The organism is Corallococcus sp. AS-1-12 (genome assembly GCF_020036995.1).
GTDB lineage: Bacteria > Myxococcota > Myxococcia > Myxococcales > Myxococcaceae > Corallococcus.
Genome location: NZ_JAIQDD010000001.1, coordinates 605,746 through 626,070, shown reverse-complemented (window position 1 = coordinate 626,070; position 20,325 = coordinate 605,746). Strand labels below are relative to the sequence as shown.

At 73.2% G+C, this 20,325-nt stretch carries 1 protein-coding gene (only partly in view); it reads right to left on the bottom strand.

Annotated elements, in window-relative coordinates:
• Positions 1-20,325, bottom strand: partial view of a non-ribosomal peptide synthase/polyketide synthase gene (locus K8556_RS39660; RefSeq protein ID WP_223738383.1) — the 5' portion only. It extends 8,202 nt beyond the left edge of the window; the window shows 20,325 of its 28,527 coding nt (coding positions 1-20,325); the start codon lies at positions 20,323-20,325; the stop codon falls past the left edge of the window.

Sequence of the window (20,325 nt, the reverse complement as noted above, 5' to 3'; positions counted from 1 at the left end):
GTGGCGGCGCACCAGCTCGTCGAACGCGGCCAGCAGGACGATGACGTCCAGCGATCCGTCCAGGTCCAGCAGGTGCGAGATGCTGTAGGCGGTGCCCGCCGTGCCCAACTGCTCGACGAACCACATGCGCTGCTGCGCGAAGGACAGCGGCAGCACGTCCGGCCGCTCCGCGCGGCGCAGCGAGGGCAACGCGGACGAGGACGCCTCCTGACTCCGGGGTTGCAGGAGCGAGTCGATGCGTCGCGCCAGCTCCGCCACGGTGGGCCCCTCCAGCAGGGCCCGCAGGGGCAGCTCCACGCCGAAGTGCTTGCGCACGCGCGACACCAACTGCGTGGCCAGCAGCGAGTGGCCGCCCAGCTCGAAGAAGCCGTCGTGGCGGCCCACGGCGGGGACGCGCAGCACTTCGAGCCACAGCGGGATCAGCGCCGCCTCGGTGGGCGTCGAGGGCGGCTCGATGACGCGCTCGGAGGCCGGGGCGGCGTCCGGCGAGGGCAGGGCGTCACGGTCCACCTTGCCGTTCGCGGTCTGGGGCAGGGCGTCCAGCGCCACGAACGCGACGGGCACCATGTACTCCGGCAGGGTCCGCAGGAGGTGCTGACGCAGGGGCGCCGTATCCACCTGGGGCGCGACCCAGGCGATGAGCCGGTCTTCGCGAACCAGGACCACCGCGTCCCGGACGTCCGGGTGCGAGCGCAGCGAGGCTTCAATCTCGCCGGGTTCGATCCGGTAGCCGCGCAGCTTCACCTGGAAGTCCAACCGGCCCAGGTATTCGAGCGTGCCGTCCTCGCGCCAACGGGCCTTGTCACCCGTGCGGTAGAGCCGCGCGCCGGGCTCCGCGCTGTACGGATCCGGAACGAAGCGCTCGGCCGTCAGGTCCGGGCGGCCCAGATAGCCGCGCGTGACGCCTTCACCCCCGAGGCACAGCTCCCCCGGCGTCCCGAAGGGCACCCACCGCTGCCGGGCGTCCAGCACGTACGCCTGGAGGTTGGCCAACGGGCGGCCGATGACGGGAGTCTCTTGCGCGGCGTCCTGGATGCGCCAGTCCATCGCGTCCACCGTGCATTCCGTGGGGCCGTATTCGTTGAACGCCCGCGTCCGGTGGGAGGCACGCAGTTGGCGCCAGGAGCTCTCGTCCACGGCCTCGCCGCCCACGGAGATGACTCCCGGGACATGCGAGCGCTCCAGCAGGCCCGCGGCCAGCATGAGCCGCAACTGCGACGGCGTGCAGTCCAGCACGTCGATGCGCTGGTCCTCCAGCCACGCCACCATCGCCTCCGCGTCCTGCCGCACCTCCTGCGGGACGACGTGCAAGCAGTGGCCGCTCAGCAACTGGACCACCTGGGCGATGGACGCGTCGAAGTGCAGCGGCGCGTTGACCGTGACGCGCTGTCCCGGTGCCAGCCCCGCGTGGAGGCTGCGGGTCAGCACCTGATGCAAGTTGAGGACCGACCGGTGCTGCACCATCACGCCCTTGGGCGTGCCGGTGGAGCCGGACGTGTAGATGACGTAGGCGAGGTTCGCCGGGCCCGCCACCGGCGGCGGGTTGGCCGAAAACCTGTCCGACTGTCGGACAGGTTTTGCGTCCAGCCGCACCAGGTGGGGCACCTCTGGGTGCCACGTTTCTTGCAGCGCCTGCGTCGTCACCAGCACGGACGCGCCACAATCCTTGAGGACGAACGACTTGCGCGCGGCGGGGGCCGCCGGGTCCAACGGCACGAAGGCGCCTCCGGCCTTGAGCACCGCGAGGAGCGCCACGATGGCCTCCGCCGAGCGCTCCAGGCACAGCGCGACCGTCACCTCCGGGCCCACGCCCAGTGACCGCAACTGCCATGCGAGCTCATTCGCCCTCGCGTTGAGCTGCCCGTAGGTCAGCGTCGTCCCGCCGGACACCACGGCGTCCGCGTCCGGCGTCGCGGCGGCCTGCTCCTCGAAGCGCGCCTGCAACGTGGCGTCGCGCTCGAAGTCCATGGCGTCACCGCTGCCGGCGCGCAGCAGCCAGGCCCGGTCCTCCGCGGGGAGCAGCGACACGTCGTCGAGCCGCGCGTCCGGCTGGAGCAGTCCCTCCAGCGCCTGCCGCCACTGGCCCAGCACCCGCCGCACGGCGTCCGCGTCGAAGCGGCCCTCGTCGTAGACGAGCTGCAACTGGAGCTCTTCGCGCGGCACCACGGTGGCGGAGAGCGGGTAGTTCGTGCTGTCGCCGAACTCCAGGTCGCGCAGGTCCATCGCGGTGAAGCGGCGCAACACCGATTCGTCGAACGGGTAGTTCTCGAAGACGAACAGGGACTGGAAGAGCGGCTGTCCCCGGGGGATGTCGCTCCAGCCGTGCGTCGAGACCAGCGGCGCGTACTGGTGCTGCTGGATGCCGAGCAGCTTCGCCTGGAGCGACTGGAGCCACGGCAGCACCGGCTCGCCGTCACCCGGCAGCGTGATGCGCACCGGCTGCGTGGTGATGAGCAGGCCCAGCATGGCGTCCGCGCCCGGCAGCTCCGGCGGACGGCCCGCGAGCGTGGTGCCGAAGAGCACGTCGCGCGTGTCCGCGTGGCGCGCGAGCACCAGCGCCCAGGCCGCCTGCGTCAGCGTGTTGAGCGTGAGCTGATGCCGCCGCGCGAAGGCCTCCAGCGCGGTGGTGACCGGCGCCGGCAGCGTCACCCTCGCGTCGGGCCGCTTCTCGGACGTGGTGGGCCGCACCAGGGACGCGGGCCGCGCCGAGGGCAGGGGCGTGGGCACGGACAGGCCCGCGAGCTGGTCTCGCCAGAAGCGCTCGTCCTCCGCCCCGTCGCGGCGGTCCAACCACGCGATGTAGTCGCGGAACGGCGGCCGGCCCGCGGGCGGCGGAGGCGTCCCGGCGTGCACGGCGTCGTAGAGCGCGAAGACCTCCTGGAAGAACAGGCCCATGCTCCAGCCGTCCATCAGCAGGTGGTGGTGGCTCCACAGGAAGCGCCAGCGCGCATCCCCCAGGCGCACCACCGTCATGCGCGACAGCGGCGCGCTCGACACGTCGAAGCCGCGTGCACGGTCCTCCGCCGTGAGCTTCGCCAGCGCGGCCGGCTGCTCCGCCTCCGGCAGGTGGCGCCAGTCGTGGACGATGAACGGCAGCGTGGCGCGCGAATGCACCACCTGGAGCGGCGACTCCAGGCCCTCCCACACGAACGCGGTGCGCAGGATGGGGTTGCGGTCCACCGCCGTCTGCCACGTCCGCTGGAGCAGCGCGATGTCCACGTCCGAGTGGCTCGACCACCCGGCCTGCTCGAAGTAGTAGGCCGCCTGCGGATCATTCAGGGCGTGGAAGAGCATGCCCTCCTGGAGCGGGGACAGCGGGAACAGGTCCTCCACCGTGGGGCCCTGCGCCGCCAACACCGCGTCCAGCGCGGCCTGCGACAGGCGGGCCAGCGGGAAGTCCCCGGGCGTGCGCCGCCGCGCGTCCTCCGAATGGCGCTGGGCGATGAGCTCGCGCAGCACCGCGAGGAAGCGCTCCGCCAGCGCGCGCACCGTCGCCTCGTGGTGCTGCTGGTGGCTGTAGCCGAACGTCATCCGCAGCCGGCCCTGGAGCACCGAGCCGTCCACGGCCAGCGCGTGCGGCTGCAAGGCCCGGGGCTCCACGATGGGGCCCACCGGCTCGTCGCTCATGGTGAAGAGCGTGCTGGCGGCGGCGGTGCCGTCCAGTTGGCCCAGGTAGTTGAACGACACCTGCGCCTTGGGCAGCGCGGCCAGCCGGGCCCGCGTCTCCGGAGGCCCGAGGTGGCGCAGCAGGTTGAAGCCGATGCCGCGGCCGGGCCACGCCTTCAGCGAGTCCCGCACCGCGCGCAGCCCGTCTCCCAGCGAGCCGCCCTCGGGCAGCCGCAGCAGGGCCGGCGCCACGGACGTGAACCAGCCCACGGTGCGCGACACGTCCAGGTCCGCGAACAGCTCCTCGCGGCCGTGGCCCTCAAGCTCGATGAGGACGTCCGGCTTCCCCGTCCACTCGCCCAGCGTCCGCGCGAGCGCGGTCAGGAGCACGTCGTCGATGCGCGCCCGCCAGCCGGTGGGCGTCTCCTGGAGCAACTGCCGCGTCTCCTCCGCGTCCAGCTCCACGGCGACGCTGCTCCGCGACGCGTACGTGTACGGACCCGGGCCGTCCACGGGCAGCGGGGCCACGTCGCCGCGCATCGCTTCGCGCCAGAAGGCCTCCTGCTCGCCCAGCGCCTCGGACAGGGCGTGCTTCTCCAGCCGCTTCGCCCAGGACAGGAACGACGTCGTCTTCACGGGCAGCGCCGGGGCGCGGGCGGCCTGGAGCTGGAGGTATGCCGCCTCCAGGTCCTCCACCAGGATGCGCCACGACACCGCGTCCACCACCAGGTGGTGGATGATGAGCAGCAGGCGCTGCGGCTCCCCGGCGCCGAAGTGGAACAGCGCCACGCGCACCAGCGGCGGCGTCGCCAGGTCGAAGTCCGCCTGGAGGCGCGCGGCCTCCCGCTCCATCGCGGCGAGCCGGGCCTCCGGCGCCAGCATGGACAGGTCCACCTGGAGGAGCACGGGGGGCGCGGCCTCGGGAGCCACGGCCTCCTGGCGCCACGTGCCGTCCTCCAAGTGGACGTAGCGCAGGCGCAGGGCGTCGTGGTGGGTGACGAGCGCGGTGAGCGCCTTCTGCACCATGTCGGCCTTCAGCGGCTGACGGGTCTTGAGCAGCAGGGCGTGGTTGAAGTGGTGCGGGTACGTCGGCTCACGCTCGAACAGATCCACCTGGATGGGCGTGAGGGGCACGTCGCCGACCACCGGGCCCTGCTCCGCGAGGGTGGCCTCGCCGTCGCGGGCCACGGCCGCCAGCGCGCCCAGGGTGGGGTGCTGAAAGAGGTCCTTCACCTGCAACCGCACGCCGGCCTGCCGCGCCTTCGCCACCACCTGGAGGCTGATGATGGAGTCGCCGCCCAGCTCGAAGAAGTTGTCGTCCAGGCCCACGCGCTCCACGCGCAGGACCTGCGCCATCACCTGGGCCAGGGCCTGCTCCCTCGGGGTGCGCGGCGCCACGTACTCACGGCGCGAGGCGCGCTGTCCCTCGGGCGCGGGCAGGGCCTTGCGGTCCACCTTGCCCTGGGCCGTCAGCGGGAGCGACTCCAGCAGGACGAACGCGGACGGCAGCATGTAGTCCGGCACGCGCTGGCGCATGAAGTCGCGCAGCGCCTCCGGCTGGGGGGCGGACGGGGCGACGACATACGCCACCAGGCGCTTGTCTCCGGGCACGTCCTCCCGCACCACGGCCACGGCCTCGCGGACGTCCGGGTGCGCGCCCAGCGCGGACTCGACCTCCGACAGCTCGATGCGGAAGCCCCGGACCTTCACCTGCTGGTCCGTGCGGCCCAGGAAGTCCAGCGTCCCATCCGCGCGCCAGCGGGTCAGGTCGCCCGTGCGGTAGAGGCGCTCACCGGGCCGCGAGGAGAACGGATGCGGAATGAAGCGCTCCGCGGTGAGGTCGGGCCGGGAGATGTAGCCGCGCGCCAGGCCCTCGCCGCCGATGTGCAGCTCACCGGGGATGCCCGGGGGCACCGGCTGTCCGCGCGCGTCCAGCACGTACAGGTCCGTCCGCGCGATGGGCCGGCCCAGGGGCACGGGGGCGTCCACGCGCGCCGCGTCCGTCATCACGTGCGTGGCGGCGATGAGCGTCGCCTCCGTCGGGCCGTAGCCCGCGGTCACGACGAGGCCCGGATGCGCCTCCAGCACCTTGCGCACGTGCGGCGGGGAGACGACGTCGCCGCCCACCAGCAACTGGCGCACGCCCGTCAGGGCCTCCGGCTTCAGGTCCACCACCTGCGTGAAGAGGCCCGCCGTGAGCATCATCGCGGTGACGCCGTGGCGCTGGATGACCTGGGCCAACACGTCCAGGTCCGACGGAGACGTGGGCGGGAACATCACCAGCCGCCCGCCGTGCAGCAGCGGTCCCCAGATCTCCAGCGTCACCGGATCGAAGGAGATGGGCGCCAGTTGGAGGAACGTCTCGTTCGCGCCCATGCGCGCGAACGCCGGGTGGTGCAGCAGGCGCATCACCGCGCGGTGGTCCACCGCGACGCCCTTGGGGCGCCCGGTGCTGCCGGAGGTGAAGTCCACGTAGGCCAGATGGCGCGAGTCCGCGCCCGGCACCACCGGCGCCGTGGGCAGGTCCCGGGCGGACAGCTCCTCGACGAAGACGGACGGCAGCTCCGGCGGCAGGGGCACCGCCGCGCGCAGGGCCCGCGTGGTGAGCAGCACCTTCGCGGGCGCGTCCTCCAGCATCGCGGCCAGCCGAGGCGCCGGGTAGCTGGGATCCAGCGGCAGGTACGCGCCCCCCGCCTTCACGGCCGCGAGCAGCGCGACGACGAGCTCCAGCGAGCGCTCCAGGCACACCGCCACCAGCACGTCCGGGCCCACGCCGTGCTCCCGCAGCACGTGCGCCCACTGGTTCGCGCGCGCGTCCAACTGCGCGTACGTCAGGCGCTCGCCGCCGGCTTCCACCGCCACCGCGTCCGGCCTCGCCGCGACCTGCCGGGCGAAGAGGTCCGGGATGCGCGCGTCCTGGGGGAAGTCCTGGAAGGTGTCGTTCCACTCCACCAGCACGCGCTGGCGCTCCGCCGCGTCCATGAGCGGCAGCAGGGCGACGGACGTCTGGGGATGGGCGACCACCTCGCGCGCCAGGCCCACCATGTGCCGCGCCAGCCGCTCCATGGTGGCCGCGTCGAAGAGGGCGGTGGCGTACTCCATGCTGCAGGTGAAGCCGTCCTTGCCGTCCACGACCTCCATGCCCAGGTCGAACTTCGCGGTGCCGGTCGGCACCTCCACCGGGGTCAGCTCCAGCGACGGCAGCCGGCCCTGGACCTCCGGCATGCTCACGACGTTGATGCTCACCTGGAACAGCGGCGTGCGGCTCAGGTCGCGCGGCAGCTCCAGCGAATCCAGCACGCGCTCGAAGGGAGCGTCCTGGTGCGCGTAGGCCTCCAGGGCCTGGGTGCGCACGCGGCCCAGCAGCTCCACGAAGGACGGCTGGCCGGACAGCCGCGAGCGGAAGGGCAGGGTGTTGATGAAGCACCCCATCAGCCACTCCAGCTCCGGACGCGTGCGGCCCGCGATGGGCGTGCCCACCACGAAGTCGTCCTGGCCCGAGTAGCGCGACAGCACCGTCTGGAAGAGCGCCATCAGCACCATGAACGACGTGGCGCCGTGCTTGCGGCCCAGCGCCAGCAGCGGCGCGGACACCGTCGCAGGCAGGAGGAAGGTGTGCCGCGCGCCCGCGGAGGACATGACCGCCGGGCGGGGCCGGTCCGTGGGCAGCGACAGCGGAGGCGCGCCGGCCAGGTGGTCCTTCCACCAGGCCACCTGCTTCTCCATCACGCCGCCTTCCAGCCACGCGCGCTGCCACACCGCGTAGTCCGCGTACTGCACCGGCAGCTCCGGCAGCGGCGACGGCTGGCCCGTGCGGAAGGCCGTGTAGTTCACCGTCAGCTCATGCGCGATGACCAGGGTGCACCACGCGTCGGACACCGCATGGTGGAAGGTGACGAGCAGCACGTGCTCGCGGGCCCCCATGCGGATCAGCGCCGCGCGCACGACCTCCTGCTCCAGGTCGAAGGGCTGGCGCACGGAGTCCTGGCAGAACGCGCGCATCGCCGCCTCGCGCGCCTCTGGCGTGTCGCCGGCTGCGTCCCAGTGCTGGAGCGGCAGTCCCCGGGGCGGATGGATGACCTGCACCGCGTGGTCTCCCTCCAGGGCGTAGGTGGTGCGCAGCACCTCGTGGCGGACCACCATCGCGTCCAGCGCGGCCTGGAGCGCGTCCCGGTCCAGCTCACCCGTGAGCCGGAAGATGGCCGGGTTGTTGTACGCGCTGCTCGTGGGCTCCAGTTGCTGGAGGTACCACAGGCGCTGCTGCGCGAAGGACAGGGGCAGCGGCCGGTCGCGGCCCACGCGCGGGATGGGCGGCGGGGTCATGTCCACCCTCGCCGGGGTAGCGGGCGCCACGGGGCGCGGCGCTTCGACGGCGGCGGGACGCGCCACGGGCGGAGGGGGGAGCCGCGACGGCGAGGCCACCGGCTCCAGCCGTCCGTCCCCGCGCAGGCGGGCATGACGGCCGGTGCGGAACAGCTTCGCGGACGCCTCGCGGGGGTGCGGCACCAGGCGGCGGTGCTCCTCGTCACCCGCGCGCCACAGGGCGGAGGGGAGCCCCGCGCCCGCGAGGGCCAGCTCGCCCACCACGCCCGCGGGCACGGGCTGACCGGCCGCGTCCAGCACCCAGGCCTGGAGGTTCGAGGGGATGCGCTCCGCCAACGTGCGCGGCAGCAGCGCGCCCTCCTGGGCATCACCGGACAGCCACACCTCCACGCCCGCGGCCCGGTGCAGCGCCGCGCCCAGCTCCACCGACGCGCCCTCCAACACCAGCGCGCCCACGCGGGCCAGGGACTCGCGCGCGCCGGGCAGCTCGCTGAGCGAACGCGCCAGCCGGGCCGACGTGTGCAGCAGCACCGCGCCGGACTGACGCGCCAGCTCCAGCAGGCCCTCCACGCCCGCCTCGGCCTCCACCAGCACCTGCTCCTGGCGGGCGGCGGCCTCCGCGTCCATGCGCTCGCGCACCACGGCCAGCCGGCGCAGGCCTTCCAGCACCACGGGGGTGTCCAGGCCGAAGTCGATGAGCGCCGCCACCTCGTCCACGTCCGCCGCGCGCACGTCGCGCAGCCGCCGCAGCGCGCTGTCCACCGTGCCCAGCAGGCCGGTGTTCTTCGCGTGGTTCTCGAAGGTGCGCTCCAGCACCGCGTTGATGTCCTCCGGCGACAGCTTCTGCACGTCGGTGATGCCCTGCGCCTGGAGCAGCGACGTGCTGATGTCCACCGAGCTGCGGAAGTACGACAGCAGGGGCTGGCGCACCGTGCGCAGCACCTCCTGCTCCTCGTCGCCCAGGTACGTGTGCAGCATGCAGGTGATGTGGCCCCGGCCCGGGTGCCCGTTGCGGCGCCACGCGTCGCGGTACAGCGCCACCTTCTGCTTCAGCTCCTCCAGCGTGTGCGAGAGCAGGCCCGTGAGCACGCCCGCGCCCAGCTCGCCCGCCATGCGGAACGTCTCGGGGTTGCCCGTGGCGGTGAGCCACACCGGCAGCTCCTTCTGCACGGGCTTCGGGCGCAGGCCGACCTCCGCCGTGCTGCCCGCGCCCGCGGGCCGCTTGAAGCGCTCGCCCCGCCACAGCGCGCGCAGCGTGGACAGCTTCTCCAGGAGGATGTCGCGGCGCTTCTCGTAGTTGGCCGGCGCGAAGGTGAAGTCCTGCGTGTGCCAGCCCGTGGCCACGGACAGGCCCACGCGGCCCTGGGACAGGTTGTCCACCACGGACCACTGCTCCGCGATGAGCAGCGGATCATGCAGCGGCAGCACCACGCTGCCGGAGCGCAGGCGCAGGTGCTTCGTGACGGTGGCCAGACCCGCCGCCACCACCGCCGGCTGCGGGTAGAGGCCTCCGAACGAGTGGAAGTGCCGCTCCGGCGTCCACACCGCGGAGAAGCCGTTCGCATCCGCGAACTTCGCGCCCTCCAGCAGCAGCTCGTACTTGGGTCCCTGGAGCGTGTCCTCGTCGTTGGCGAAGTAGATGAGGCTCAGGTCCATTGCCTTCGCGCGAGGCCCCCCATCGCCCAGGCCCACCAGCCGGGCGGTGATGCGCTCCGGCGGGAACACCACCCGCAGGCCGCGCGAGAGCGCCCACAGGGCCTCCAGCTCCGGACGGTCGGAGGACGGCTCGCTCGCGGCCAGCCACGCGCCGCCGTCCGGGGGCGACAGGCGCGCGTCCAGGCCGGTGAAGAACTCCGCCAGCTCCCGGTGGCCCAGGGCCCACGCGGGCTGGCCCCGGCCCGTGGGCAGCAGCCACGCCAGGGCGTGCGGCTCCACGGGCGCGGTCGTGGCGGCGGGCTCGCTCGCGGCGGGCACATCTTCCACGTAGACGACGCGGGACGCGTCCACGCGCACGGAGGCCACCAGCGCGCGCGTGGTGACGAGCACCGGCACCGGCGCGCCTTCGGGCGCGTACACGGGCAGGTGGCTCAGGTCGGACGGGCCCAGGGCGACGCACGCGCCGCCCGCGCCCAGCACGCCCCACAGCGCGGCCAGCTTCTCCGGCGACGTGCGCAGGCACACGGCCACGGGGGTGCCGGCCTTCACGCCCAGGGACTTGAGCCTCGAGGACAGGGCGTCCGCGCGGGCGCCCAACTCCGCCCAGCTCCAGTGCGTCTCCCCCTGGGACAGGGCGGTGGCGCCAGCGTGGCGCGCGCGCCGCTCCGCGAGCAGGGAGGGCACGGGGACCAGCCCCGGCGTGGCGCGAGGCGTGGGCCAGGCCCGGCGCTCGTCATCCGTGGCGAGCGGCAGGTGCGCCACCTGCGTGTCGGGGTTCGCGAGCGCCGCGCCGAGCAGCACCTGGAAGTGCTCCATCAGCCGCGCCGTGGTGGCGGGGTCGAACAGGTCCGACGCGTACTCCAGCGCGCCGTGGACGCGGGTGGGGGACTCGAAGAGGACCAGGGTGAGGGCGCTCAGGGTGGAGCCCCACTGCACGGGCGTGCCCGGCACCTCCACCAACGTCCCGCGCAGGCCGATGAGCTCCAGGGTCTCCGAGGAGCTCGCGCCCGTGTGGTAGACGAACACGGAGTCCGTCATGCGCCCCCGGCCGATGTCGTGGCCCGGGACGAGCGCCTCCACCAGGTACTCGAAGGGCACGTCCGGGCGCGACTGCGCGTCCGCGACCTCGCCTCGCACCTGGGCGAGCAGCTCGCGGAAGGTGAGGCCTTCGGTGAAGCGCGTCCGGAACGCCGCCGAGTGCGCCACGTAGCCGATGAGCGACAGCAGCTCCGGCCGCGTGCGGTTGGCGATGGGCGTGCCGACGACGATGTCCGTCTGGCCGCTGTAGCGGTGCAGCAGCGTCTGCCACGCGGCGAGCACCGTCATGTAGCCGGTGAAGCCCTCGCGGCGGGTGAAGGCCACCAGCTCGTGGGCGAGCGCGGGCGGGAAGTCCAGTGTCATGCGCTGCGAGGCGATGACGGGCTCGTTGGAGCGGGGCCGGTCGGTGGGCAGATCCAACCGGCGCGGCATGCCGGCCAGCCGCTGCCGCCAGCCCTGGTCCTGCTCGGCCAGCCGGCCGCTGGAGATGCCCCGGCGCTGCCACGCGCCGAAGTCCGCGTACTGGAGGGGCAGCGGCTTGAGGGGAGACGGCTTGCCCTGGAGGAAGGCGTCGTAGAGCTGGCCCAGCTCCTGGACGAGCAGGGCGATGGACATCGTGTCGCTGACGATGTGGTGGATGCTGGCGATCAGCAGGTGCAGCTTCGCGTCCAGGCGGACCAGGGTGGTGCGCAGCACGGGGCCGCGGACCAGGTCGAACGGCTTCGCGGCGTCCTCGCGGGCGAGGCGCAGCGCCTCGGGTTCGCGCGTCTCCATGGGGCCGCGCAGCTCCACGCGGGTGAGGGGCACGCGCATGCGCGGGTGGAAGCGCTGCACGGGGCGGCCGTCCACGGTGTCGTAGGTCGTGCGCAGCGCTTCGTGGCGCTGGACGATCTCCTGGATGCCGCGCTCCATGACGTCCGCGTCCAGGTCGCCTTCGAGCCGGAGGACGAACGGGAGGTTGTACGCGGACAGGCCGGGCAGGTGCTGCTCCAGGCGCCAGACGCGCTCCTGCACGAAGGACAGCGGCAGCTCGCTGCCATCGCGCGGCAGGGGCACCAGCGGAAGCTCCGTGGAGACGGGGGCCTGGGGTGCCTGGAGGAGCAGGGGCTCCAGGTGTTCGGCGATGCCGGCGACGGTGGGCGCCTCGAAGAGGACGGCCAGCGGCAGGTTCACGCCAAAGGCCTCACGGAGCTGATTGAGCAACTGCGCGGCCGTCAGCGAGTTGCCGCCGAGTTCGAGGAAGTCGGCGTGGCGGCCCACGAACTCCAGGCCCAGACGGTCGCGCCACAGCGCGGCCACGCGCTCCTCGATGTCGCCCCGGGGCGCGTCCTCACGGCCGGGTGGGGGAGGGGCGACGGGGGACGCGTCCGGGGACACGACCTCCCCATGCGAGGACGCCGCGGCCTCCGGTTGCAGCACGCCGATCGACTCCGTCAGCTCGGACCCGTTCTGCGGCGCATTGTTCGACTCCGTCGTCACGGACCCGCTCTGCGGCGCGCCGTTCGGAGCCGTCATCGCTGACGCGGATGGCGGGCCTCGGCCCGCCGTGTCCGTCATCGCGGATACGGACTGGGGCGCGCGGATCGACGCGGTGACCAGGGCCAGCTCGGAGGCCACTTCGGGCGCACGCTCAACGGGCGCGGCCGTGGCCTCGACCAGCGTTCGCGGCGCCTGGACGGGGCGCCCCGTGGGCGGCGCGAACGGAGACGTCGTGGCGCGCGCTCTCGGCTGCACCCAGACCGCCTTGGTCTGGAACGCGTACGTGGGCAGGTGCAGCCGCAGGCGCTGCTCGTGCGCGTAGAACGCGCTCCAGTCCACGGACACGCCCACCGTCCACAGCTCCCCCACGGCCTGGAGCCAGCCCACCTGCTCAGTCGTCTTCCCACCCACTCGCAACGACGCCAGCGCGAGGACAGGGGCACCGCTGCCCTCGGGCCGAACCAGGTTCGCGCGCACCAGCGGCGTCACGTCCTGCCCCGGTCCCACCTCCAGCAGCACCGTGCAGCCATCCGCCTGGAGCGCCTCCACCGCGCGGGTGAAGCGCACCGGCTGGCGCATCTGCTCCGTCCAGTACTCCGGCGCCGCGAGCTGCCCCGGCCCAACCCCCGTCCCCGTAAGGCTGGACACGTACCGCACCGCAGGCTCCGACCAGCGCAGCGTGCCCACCACGCGCGCCAGCTCCGGCATCAACGGCTCCACGTCCGCCGAGTGGAACGCGTGCGGCGCGGGCATGCGCACCGCCCCGGCCTTCTGTTCCTTCAGCGCGGCCTCCAGCCGCTCCACTTCCTCCACCGGCCCGGACACCACGCAGCGGTCCGGCGCGTTCACCGCCGCCACCGACAACCGTCCCGACAGCAACGCCTGCACGCGCTCCACGGGCAGGGCCACCGCGAGCATCGCGCCCGGCGGCATCCGGTGCATCAGCTCCCCGCGAGCCACCGCGAGCCGCATCCCGTCCTCGACCGGCAGCGCCCCCGAGACGCACGCCGCCGCGTACTCACCGAAGCTGTGTCCCATCACCGCGGCCGGAGTGACACCCAGGTCTCGCCACATCCAGGCCAGCGCCACCTGCACGCTGAACAGCGCGGGCAGCGCCACGCGCGTGTCCGCGAGGTCCGCCGAAGCAGCATCCGCCTCCGGAGCCAGCACCGCCGACACCCGCGCCCGCAGCGGCGCGTCCAGCAACGCGAGGCACGCATCCAGGTGCGCGCGGAACGAGGGCGACGCCTCCGCCAGCTCACGCCCCATGGCCAGCCGCTGCGAACCCTGCCCGGAGAACACGAACGCCACGCGCGGCGCCTTGCCCGGACTCTTCGCCGGCACCACCGGCTTCTGGAGCTGCCGCGACAGGTCCTCCGCGTCCTTCACCACCACCGCGCGCCGGTACTCGAACGCCTTGCGACCCACGGCATGCGTGAACGCCAGATCCGCCAGCGCCGTGTCCCCGACGCCCTTCGCCTCCAACCGCCGCGCCGCGGCCTCCAGCGCCTCCGGCGATCGCGCGGACAGCACGACGAGCTGGTGGGAACGCGTGGTCGAACCACTCTGCCGCATGGGAGCTTCCTCGAGGATGGCGTGGGCATTGGTGCCGCCAATGCCGAAGGAGCTGACCGCGGCGAAGCGAGGCGTCTCGCCCCGGGGCCACGACCGCAAGGTGGTGTTGACGAAGAACGGCCCCGCGTCGAAGTCGATCTGCGGGTTGGGCTTCTCGAAGTGGAGGCTGGGGGGAATCTCCCCATGGTGCAGCGACAGCGCGGCCTTCATCAGGCCCGCCAGCCCCGCGGCCGTGTCCAGGTGCCCCACGTTCGTCTTCAGCGACGCCAGCGCGATGCGCCCCCGGTGCTCCACACCCAGGCCATACGCGCGCGTCAACGCCGCCACTTCAATCGGGTCCCCCAGCGGCGTCGCGGTGCCATGGGCCTCCACGTAGCCCACGGCCTCCGGTGCCACGCCCGCGTTGGCCAGGGCTTGAGACACCACCGCCGCCTGTCCCTGCACGCTGGGCGCGGTGAAGCCGGACTTGTTCCGGCCGTCGTTGTTCAGCGCCGAGCCCCGGATGACGGCGTAGATGGCGTCCCCATCCCGCACCGCGTCCTCCAGCCGCTTGAGCACCACCGCGCCCACGCCGTTGCCCGGCAGCGTCCCCTGGGCCTTCGCGTCGAACGCACGGCAGTGGCCGTCCGGCGAGAAGATGAGCCCCTCCTGCGCCACGTAGCCCGTGCGCTGCGGCAGCGACAGCCGCGAGGCCCCCGCGAGCGCCACGTCCGACTGGCCCGTCCGCAGGCTCTGACAGGCCAGGTGCACGGCCACCAGGCCCGTGGAGCACGCGGTGTAGAGCAGCGTGCTCTCCCCCGTGAGCCCCAGCTTGAAGGACGCCTTCGTCGGCAGGCTCTCGTGCGTGGCGGTGCCGTTCAGCTCGAAGAAGGACGCCGCGTCCAGCGGCATCGCCTGCCGCACGGCCTCCGCGTACCCGGAGGCCGCGGCGCCCGCGTACAGCGAGATGGCGCCGGGGTAGCGCTCCGGGTTGACGCCCGCGTCCTCCAGCGCGGCCCACGCCGTCTGGAGGAACAACCGCTGCTGCGGATCCGTGAACTGCGCCTCGCGCAGGGACATGTCGAAGAACGCGTGGTCGAACCCCTCCACGTCGTCCAGGACCCCGGCGGCCGGAACGAACGCCGGGTGGTACCAGAGCTCGAACCCCTCCGGCAGCGAGGGCAGGTGCTCCAGCTCCTCGGGGGAGAAGCGCGTGATGGACTCCACGCCCTCGCGCAGGTTCCGCCAGAACGCCTCCACCGTCCCCGCGCCGGGGAAGCGGCCCGCCATGCCGATGATGGCGATGGAGCCGGACGCGCCGGGCTTCGACGCCTCGCGCGGGCGGTGGCCGGGCGTGGTGGGCGACGGCGCTCCCGGCGACCGGGACTCGTGCTCCAGCCGCTGGGCGAGCGACTCCACCGTGGGGTGTTCGAACAACCAGACCACGGGCACCTCGCGCCCCAGCGTCTCCTTCAAGCGCGAGGCGAGCCGCATCACGGACAGCGACGTGCCGCCCAGGTCGTTGAACAGGTGGTCCTGCGTGCCCACGCGGTCCGCGCCCAGCTCACGGGCCCACGTGGAGGCGATCTGCTCCTCCAGCGGGTGGGCCGGCGCCACGTAGCGCTCGCGCCGGCCGGTGGCCTCGGAGTCCGGGGCGGGCAGGGCCTTGCGGTCCACCTTGCCGCTGGGGTTCAGGGGCAGGGTGGGGAGCGCCACGAACAGGGACGGCACCATGTAGTCGGGGAGCTTGCGGCGCAGGGCCTCCCGCAGCCGCGAGGCCTCCAGCACCTGCCCCGGGCGCGGCATCGCGTAGGCGACGAGCCGCTTGTCGCCGGGCACGTCCTCGCGCACCACCGCCGCGGCCTCGTGCACCTCGGGCAGCTCGCGCAGGGCGGCCTCCACTTCCGGCAGCTCGATGCGGAAGCCACGCACCTTCACCTGGTGGTCCGTGCGGCCCAGGAAGTCCAGCGTCCCATCCGCGCGCCAGCGCACCCGGTCGCCCGTGCGGTACAGCCGTGCCCCCGGCTTCGCGCCCCAGACATCCGGCACGAAGCGCTCCGCCGTCAGGTCCGGCCGCGACACGTAGCCCCGGACCACGCCATCACCGCCGAGGAACAGCTCCCCCGGCACGCCCACCGGCACCGGCTGGAGCCGCGCGTCCAGCACGTACGCCGTGGTGTTCGCGAGCGGCGCGCCGATGGGCACCGACGCGCCCGCCTGCTCCGGCCGCTCCACCGTGAAGAACGACGCGGCCACGGAGCATTCACTGGGGCCATAGGCGTTGATGACGGGCCGGCCCAGAAGCTCCACCGCGCGACGCACATGCGGGGCGGAGATGACGTCGCCCGCCACGTGCACCGCGCGCAGCCGTCCGAGGATGTCCGGCCGGTGCTCCACCAACTGCGAGAAGAGCCCCGACGGCAGGTGGGCGAAGCCGACCGCGTGACGCTCCACCACACGCGCGAGCGTGTCCATGTCTCCGGCGGGGACCTTGCCGGGGAAGACGACCAGCCGGCCGCCATGCAGCAGCATCGTCCACAGCTCCATCACGGAGCCGTCGAAGGACAGCGGCGCGAAGAGCATGCCCGTTTCGCGCGGACCGACGCGCGAGTAGGGCTCGGCGTGCACGAGGCGCAGCACGCCGCGATGTTCGCTGGCCACCCCCTTGGGACGCCCGGAGCTGCCGGAGGTGAAGATGACGTAGGCCAGGTTTCGAGGCCCCGCGGTGACTTCCGGCGCGGTGACGGGCTGATCATCGAGCGCCAGCGCGTCCACGAAGAAGCAGGCCAGGGTCGCGTCGGGCACGTTCAGCCGCTCCCGCAGCGCGCGCGTGGTGAGCAGCATCCGGGGCCGGGCGTCCTCCATCATGAACGCCAGCCGCCGCGCGGGGTACGACGCGTCCAGCGGCACATAGGCACCGCCCGCCTTGAGGATGGCGAGCACCGTGACGACGAAGTCCACGGAGCGCTCCATGCACACCGCCACCGGCACGTCCGGGCCCACGCCCCGGGCCCGCAGGAAGTGCGCGAGCGGATTGGCCCGCGCCTCCAACTGCGCGTACGTCAGGCGAACGTCCCCGTCCTCCACGGCGATGGCGTCCGGAGTGCGGGCGACCTGGAGCGCGAACGCTTCGGGGATCGTCCTGTCGGCCGGGTAGTCGCGGGCCGTGTCGTTCCACGCGGTGAGCACCTGGTGGCGCTCCGCGTCCGTCATCCAGGGCAACGCGTGGATGGGCGTCCGGGGGTCCGCGATGGCGGCCTCCAGCAACACACGGAGGTGTCCGGCCAGCCGCGCCACGGTGTCCGCGTCGAACAGCTCCGTGGCGTACTCCAGCCAGCCCTCGAAGCCCTGGGGGGACTCCGCGAGCGACAGCGTGAGGTCGAACATGGACGTGCCGGTGTGCACGTCCAGCAGCCGGGACTGGAGCCCCTTCAGGACGGGCGCGTCCACGCGTGCGCCCTGGAGGTTGAACATCACCTGGAACAGCGGCGTGTGCCCCAGCTCGCGAGGAGGCCGGAGCGCCTCCACGACCCGCTCGAAGGGCACGTCCCGGTGCGCGTACGCGCCCAGCGCTGTCTCCCGCACGCGGGCCAGGAGCTCCCGGAACGAAGGAGCACCCGTCAGTCGCGTGCGCAGGACCAGCGAGTTGACGAAGAGGCCGACGAGCCCCTGGAACTCCGCGCGCTGACGCCCCGTGATGGCCGTGCCCACGCTGATGTCGTCCTGGCCGGCGCGGCGGGCGAGCACGGTCTGGAAGGCCGCGAGCAGGACCATGAACGGGGTGACGCGTTCGCGCTCCGCCAGCCGCCGGACCGAGTCCGCGAGACGCGCGTCCAGCAACACCGGCACCCGCGCGCCCGCGGACCCACGCCGCGAGGGACGCGGCCGGTCCGTGGCCAGCTCCAGCAGTGGGGGAGCCCCGGCGAGCTGCGTCCGCCAGTAGTCCAGGCGCGACTCCAGCGTGGCGTCGTCCAGCGCATCCCGCTGCCAGTCCGCGGCGTCTGCGTAGTCCAGGGGCAGGGCGGGCAGGGGCGACGGGCGGCCCTCACACAGCGCCGAGTAGAGGGCGGAGACCTCGCGCACCAGCACCGCCATGGACGTGGCGTCGGACACGGCGTGGTGCATGACGAGCACCAGCACGTGGGTGCGCGCATCCAGCGTGAGGAGCGTGGCGCGCACCAGCGGTCCGCGCTCCAGGTCGAACGGGCGGCGGGCCTCTTCATGCGCCAGGCGGAGCGCTTCGGCCTCGCGGGCGTCGGCGGGCAGGGACTCCAGCGAAACGCGCGCCAGCGGCAGGGACGCGTCCGCGGCGATGATCTGCCGGGGCTGTCCCGGGGCCTCGCGGAAGGAGGTCCGCAGCCCCTCATGCCGGGCCGCGAGGGCCACGAGGCTGCCCTCCAGCGCGGCCACATCCAGGTCGCCCTCCAGGCGCACGGCGGCGGGCAGGTTGTAGGACACGTCGCCGGGGGCGTAGCGGGACAGGAAGAACAGCCGGGCCTGCGAGGAAGAAGCCTCGCGGTCGCCGCCCACGCTCACGCGCCGGGGAGAGGGGCCCGCTGAGTCACGGAGGGAGATCAGCCGGTGCGCCAGGGACGTGATGCTCGGCCCCTGGAGGAGCCATTCCATGGGCACCGTCAGCCCGGTGCCTGCGCCCACTTCGTGAGCCAGCTCCACGGCGCCCAACGAGTCCAGCCCGTAGCGCGTCACCGGGGCGTCGACGTCGATGTCCTCACGAAGCATGCGCACGTGCCGGGCCACGACGTCGCGCAGCCAAGCGATCAGGGCCTCCGCATCCGGCTTCGCCGGGAGGGCCACCTCCGCCATGGGCCCAGCCTCAACCGTGGCAATCTCGGCAACAGGGGGCAGGGGAGCCTCGGCAGGTGATGGGCGTCCATTGGCGGAGCTGGAGCCCTCCGCCCGCCACGCCGTCACCTCCTGCAACGTCCCCGCGAGGTAGGCCGCGCGGCACGCGTGCCGCTGCACCTTGCCGCTGGACGTCTTGGGCAGGCTGCCCGGCTCGATGAGCACCACCGCCTGCGCCTGCACCTCGTGCGACTCCGCCAGCCGCTGGCGGATGACTCCCACCGCCGCGTCCGCCGCCGCCAACTGCTCTCTCAGCCCGCCCAACCGCCGCACGTCCACTTCCTGCACCACCACCGCGCGCTCCTCGCCCCCCACCTCCACCGAGAACACCGCGCCGCCCCCGGGCCTCAGCGCCGGGTGCGCCCCCTCCACCGTCGCCTCCAGGTCCTGCGGGTAGTGGTTTCTCCCTCTCAGGATGAGCAGGTCCTTGCGCCGCCCCGTGACGTACAGCTCGCCCTCGGGCCTCAGGAAGCCCAGGTCACCCGTGCGCAGGTACGGCCCGCCGTCCTCCCCGGCGATGCGCGCATGGAACGTCTCGCGCGTCGCTTCCTCCCGGCCCCAATACCCCTGGGCCACGCTCGGGCCCGACACCCAGACTTCGCCCACCTCACCGGGCCCGCGCCGATGCAGCGTCTCCGGGTCCACGATGGCGATTCGCTGCTCCGCCAACGTCTGGCCGCACCCCACCAGCGTCCGCGCACCGGGCTCCGCAGCGCCCACTTCCTCCGCGCGGTGCCGCTCCAGCGCCTCTCCCGACAGCGTCACCGACACCGGCGGCGCCGACTTCTCGCCTCCGGAGACGATGAGCGTCCCTTCCGCCAGCCCGTAGCACGGGTAGAAGGCCTCCCGCCGGAAGCCACTCGGGCCGAACGCCTCCACGAAGCGCTCCAGCGTCTCAGGCCGAATCGGCTCCGCGCCGCAGAAGGCCACCTCCCACCGGCTCAAGTCCAACGCCCGGCGCTGCTCCGGCGTGCTCTTCCTCACGCACAAGTCGAACGCGAAGTTCGGCCCGCCGCTGATGGTGCCCCCGAAGCGCGACACCGCCTCCAGCCACGCCATGGGCCTCTTCAGGAAGCCCATCGGCGACATCAACGCCACCGGGAAGCCCCCGTACAGCGGCTCCAGGATGCCGCCGATGAGTCCCATGTCGTGGTACGGCGGCAGCCAGATGACGCCCACGCTGTCCGCACGCGCGCCGAACGCTCCGTGGATGAGCGACAGGTTGTGCAGCAGGTTGCCGTGCGTGAGCATCACGCCCTTCGGCGTGCCCGTGCTCCCGGACGTGTACTGAAGGAACGCGAGCGACTCCGTCCCCAGCCCCTCCGGCGCCACCCAGTCCCGCTCGCCGCCCTCCGGCAGCGTGTCCGTCGCCATCCACCGCAGCGCCCGGAAGTCCGGCGCCTGCTCGAAGACGAAGTCCGACAACTCCAGGATGCCCGACGTGGTGAGCACCACCGACGCACGCGCGTCCTGGATGATGGCCCGCAGGCGGGGCAGGGTGCGCTCCAGCCGCATCGGGTCCGGCGGATACGCCGGCACCGCCACCGCTCCCGCGTACAGACACCCGAAGAAGCCCGCGATGTAGTCCAACCCCGGCGGGTACAGCAGCAGCACGCGCTCGCCTCGCGCTCCACACTCACGCAGCGCCGAAGCGATCCGCCGTGCGCGCACGTCCAGGTCGAACGCGCTCCAGACGTGCTCCTCCTCTCCGTCATCTCCCAGGAATGTGTAGAGCGGCGCGCGGCCGGAGGGCCCTTGGGCAAGCTTCAGCAGAACGCCAGGAAGGCATTGAGGGAGGTCGGTCAC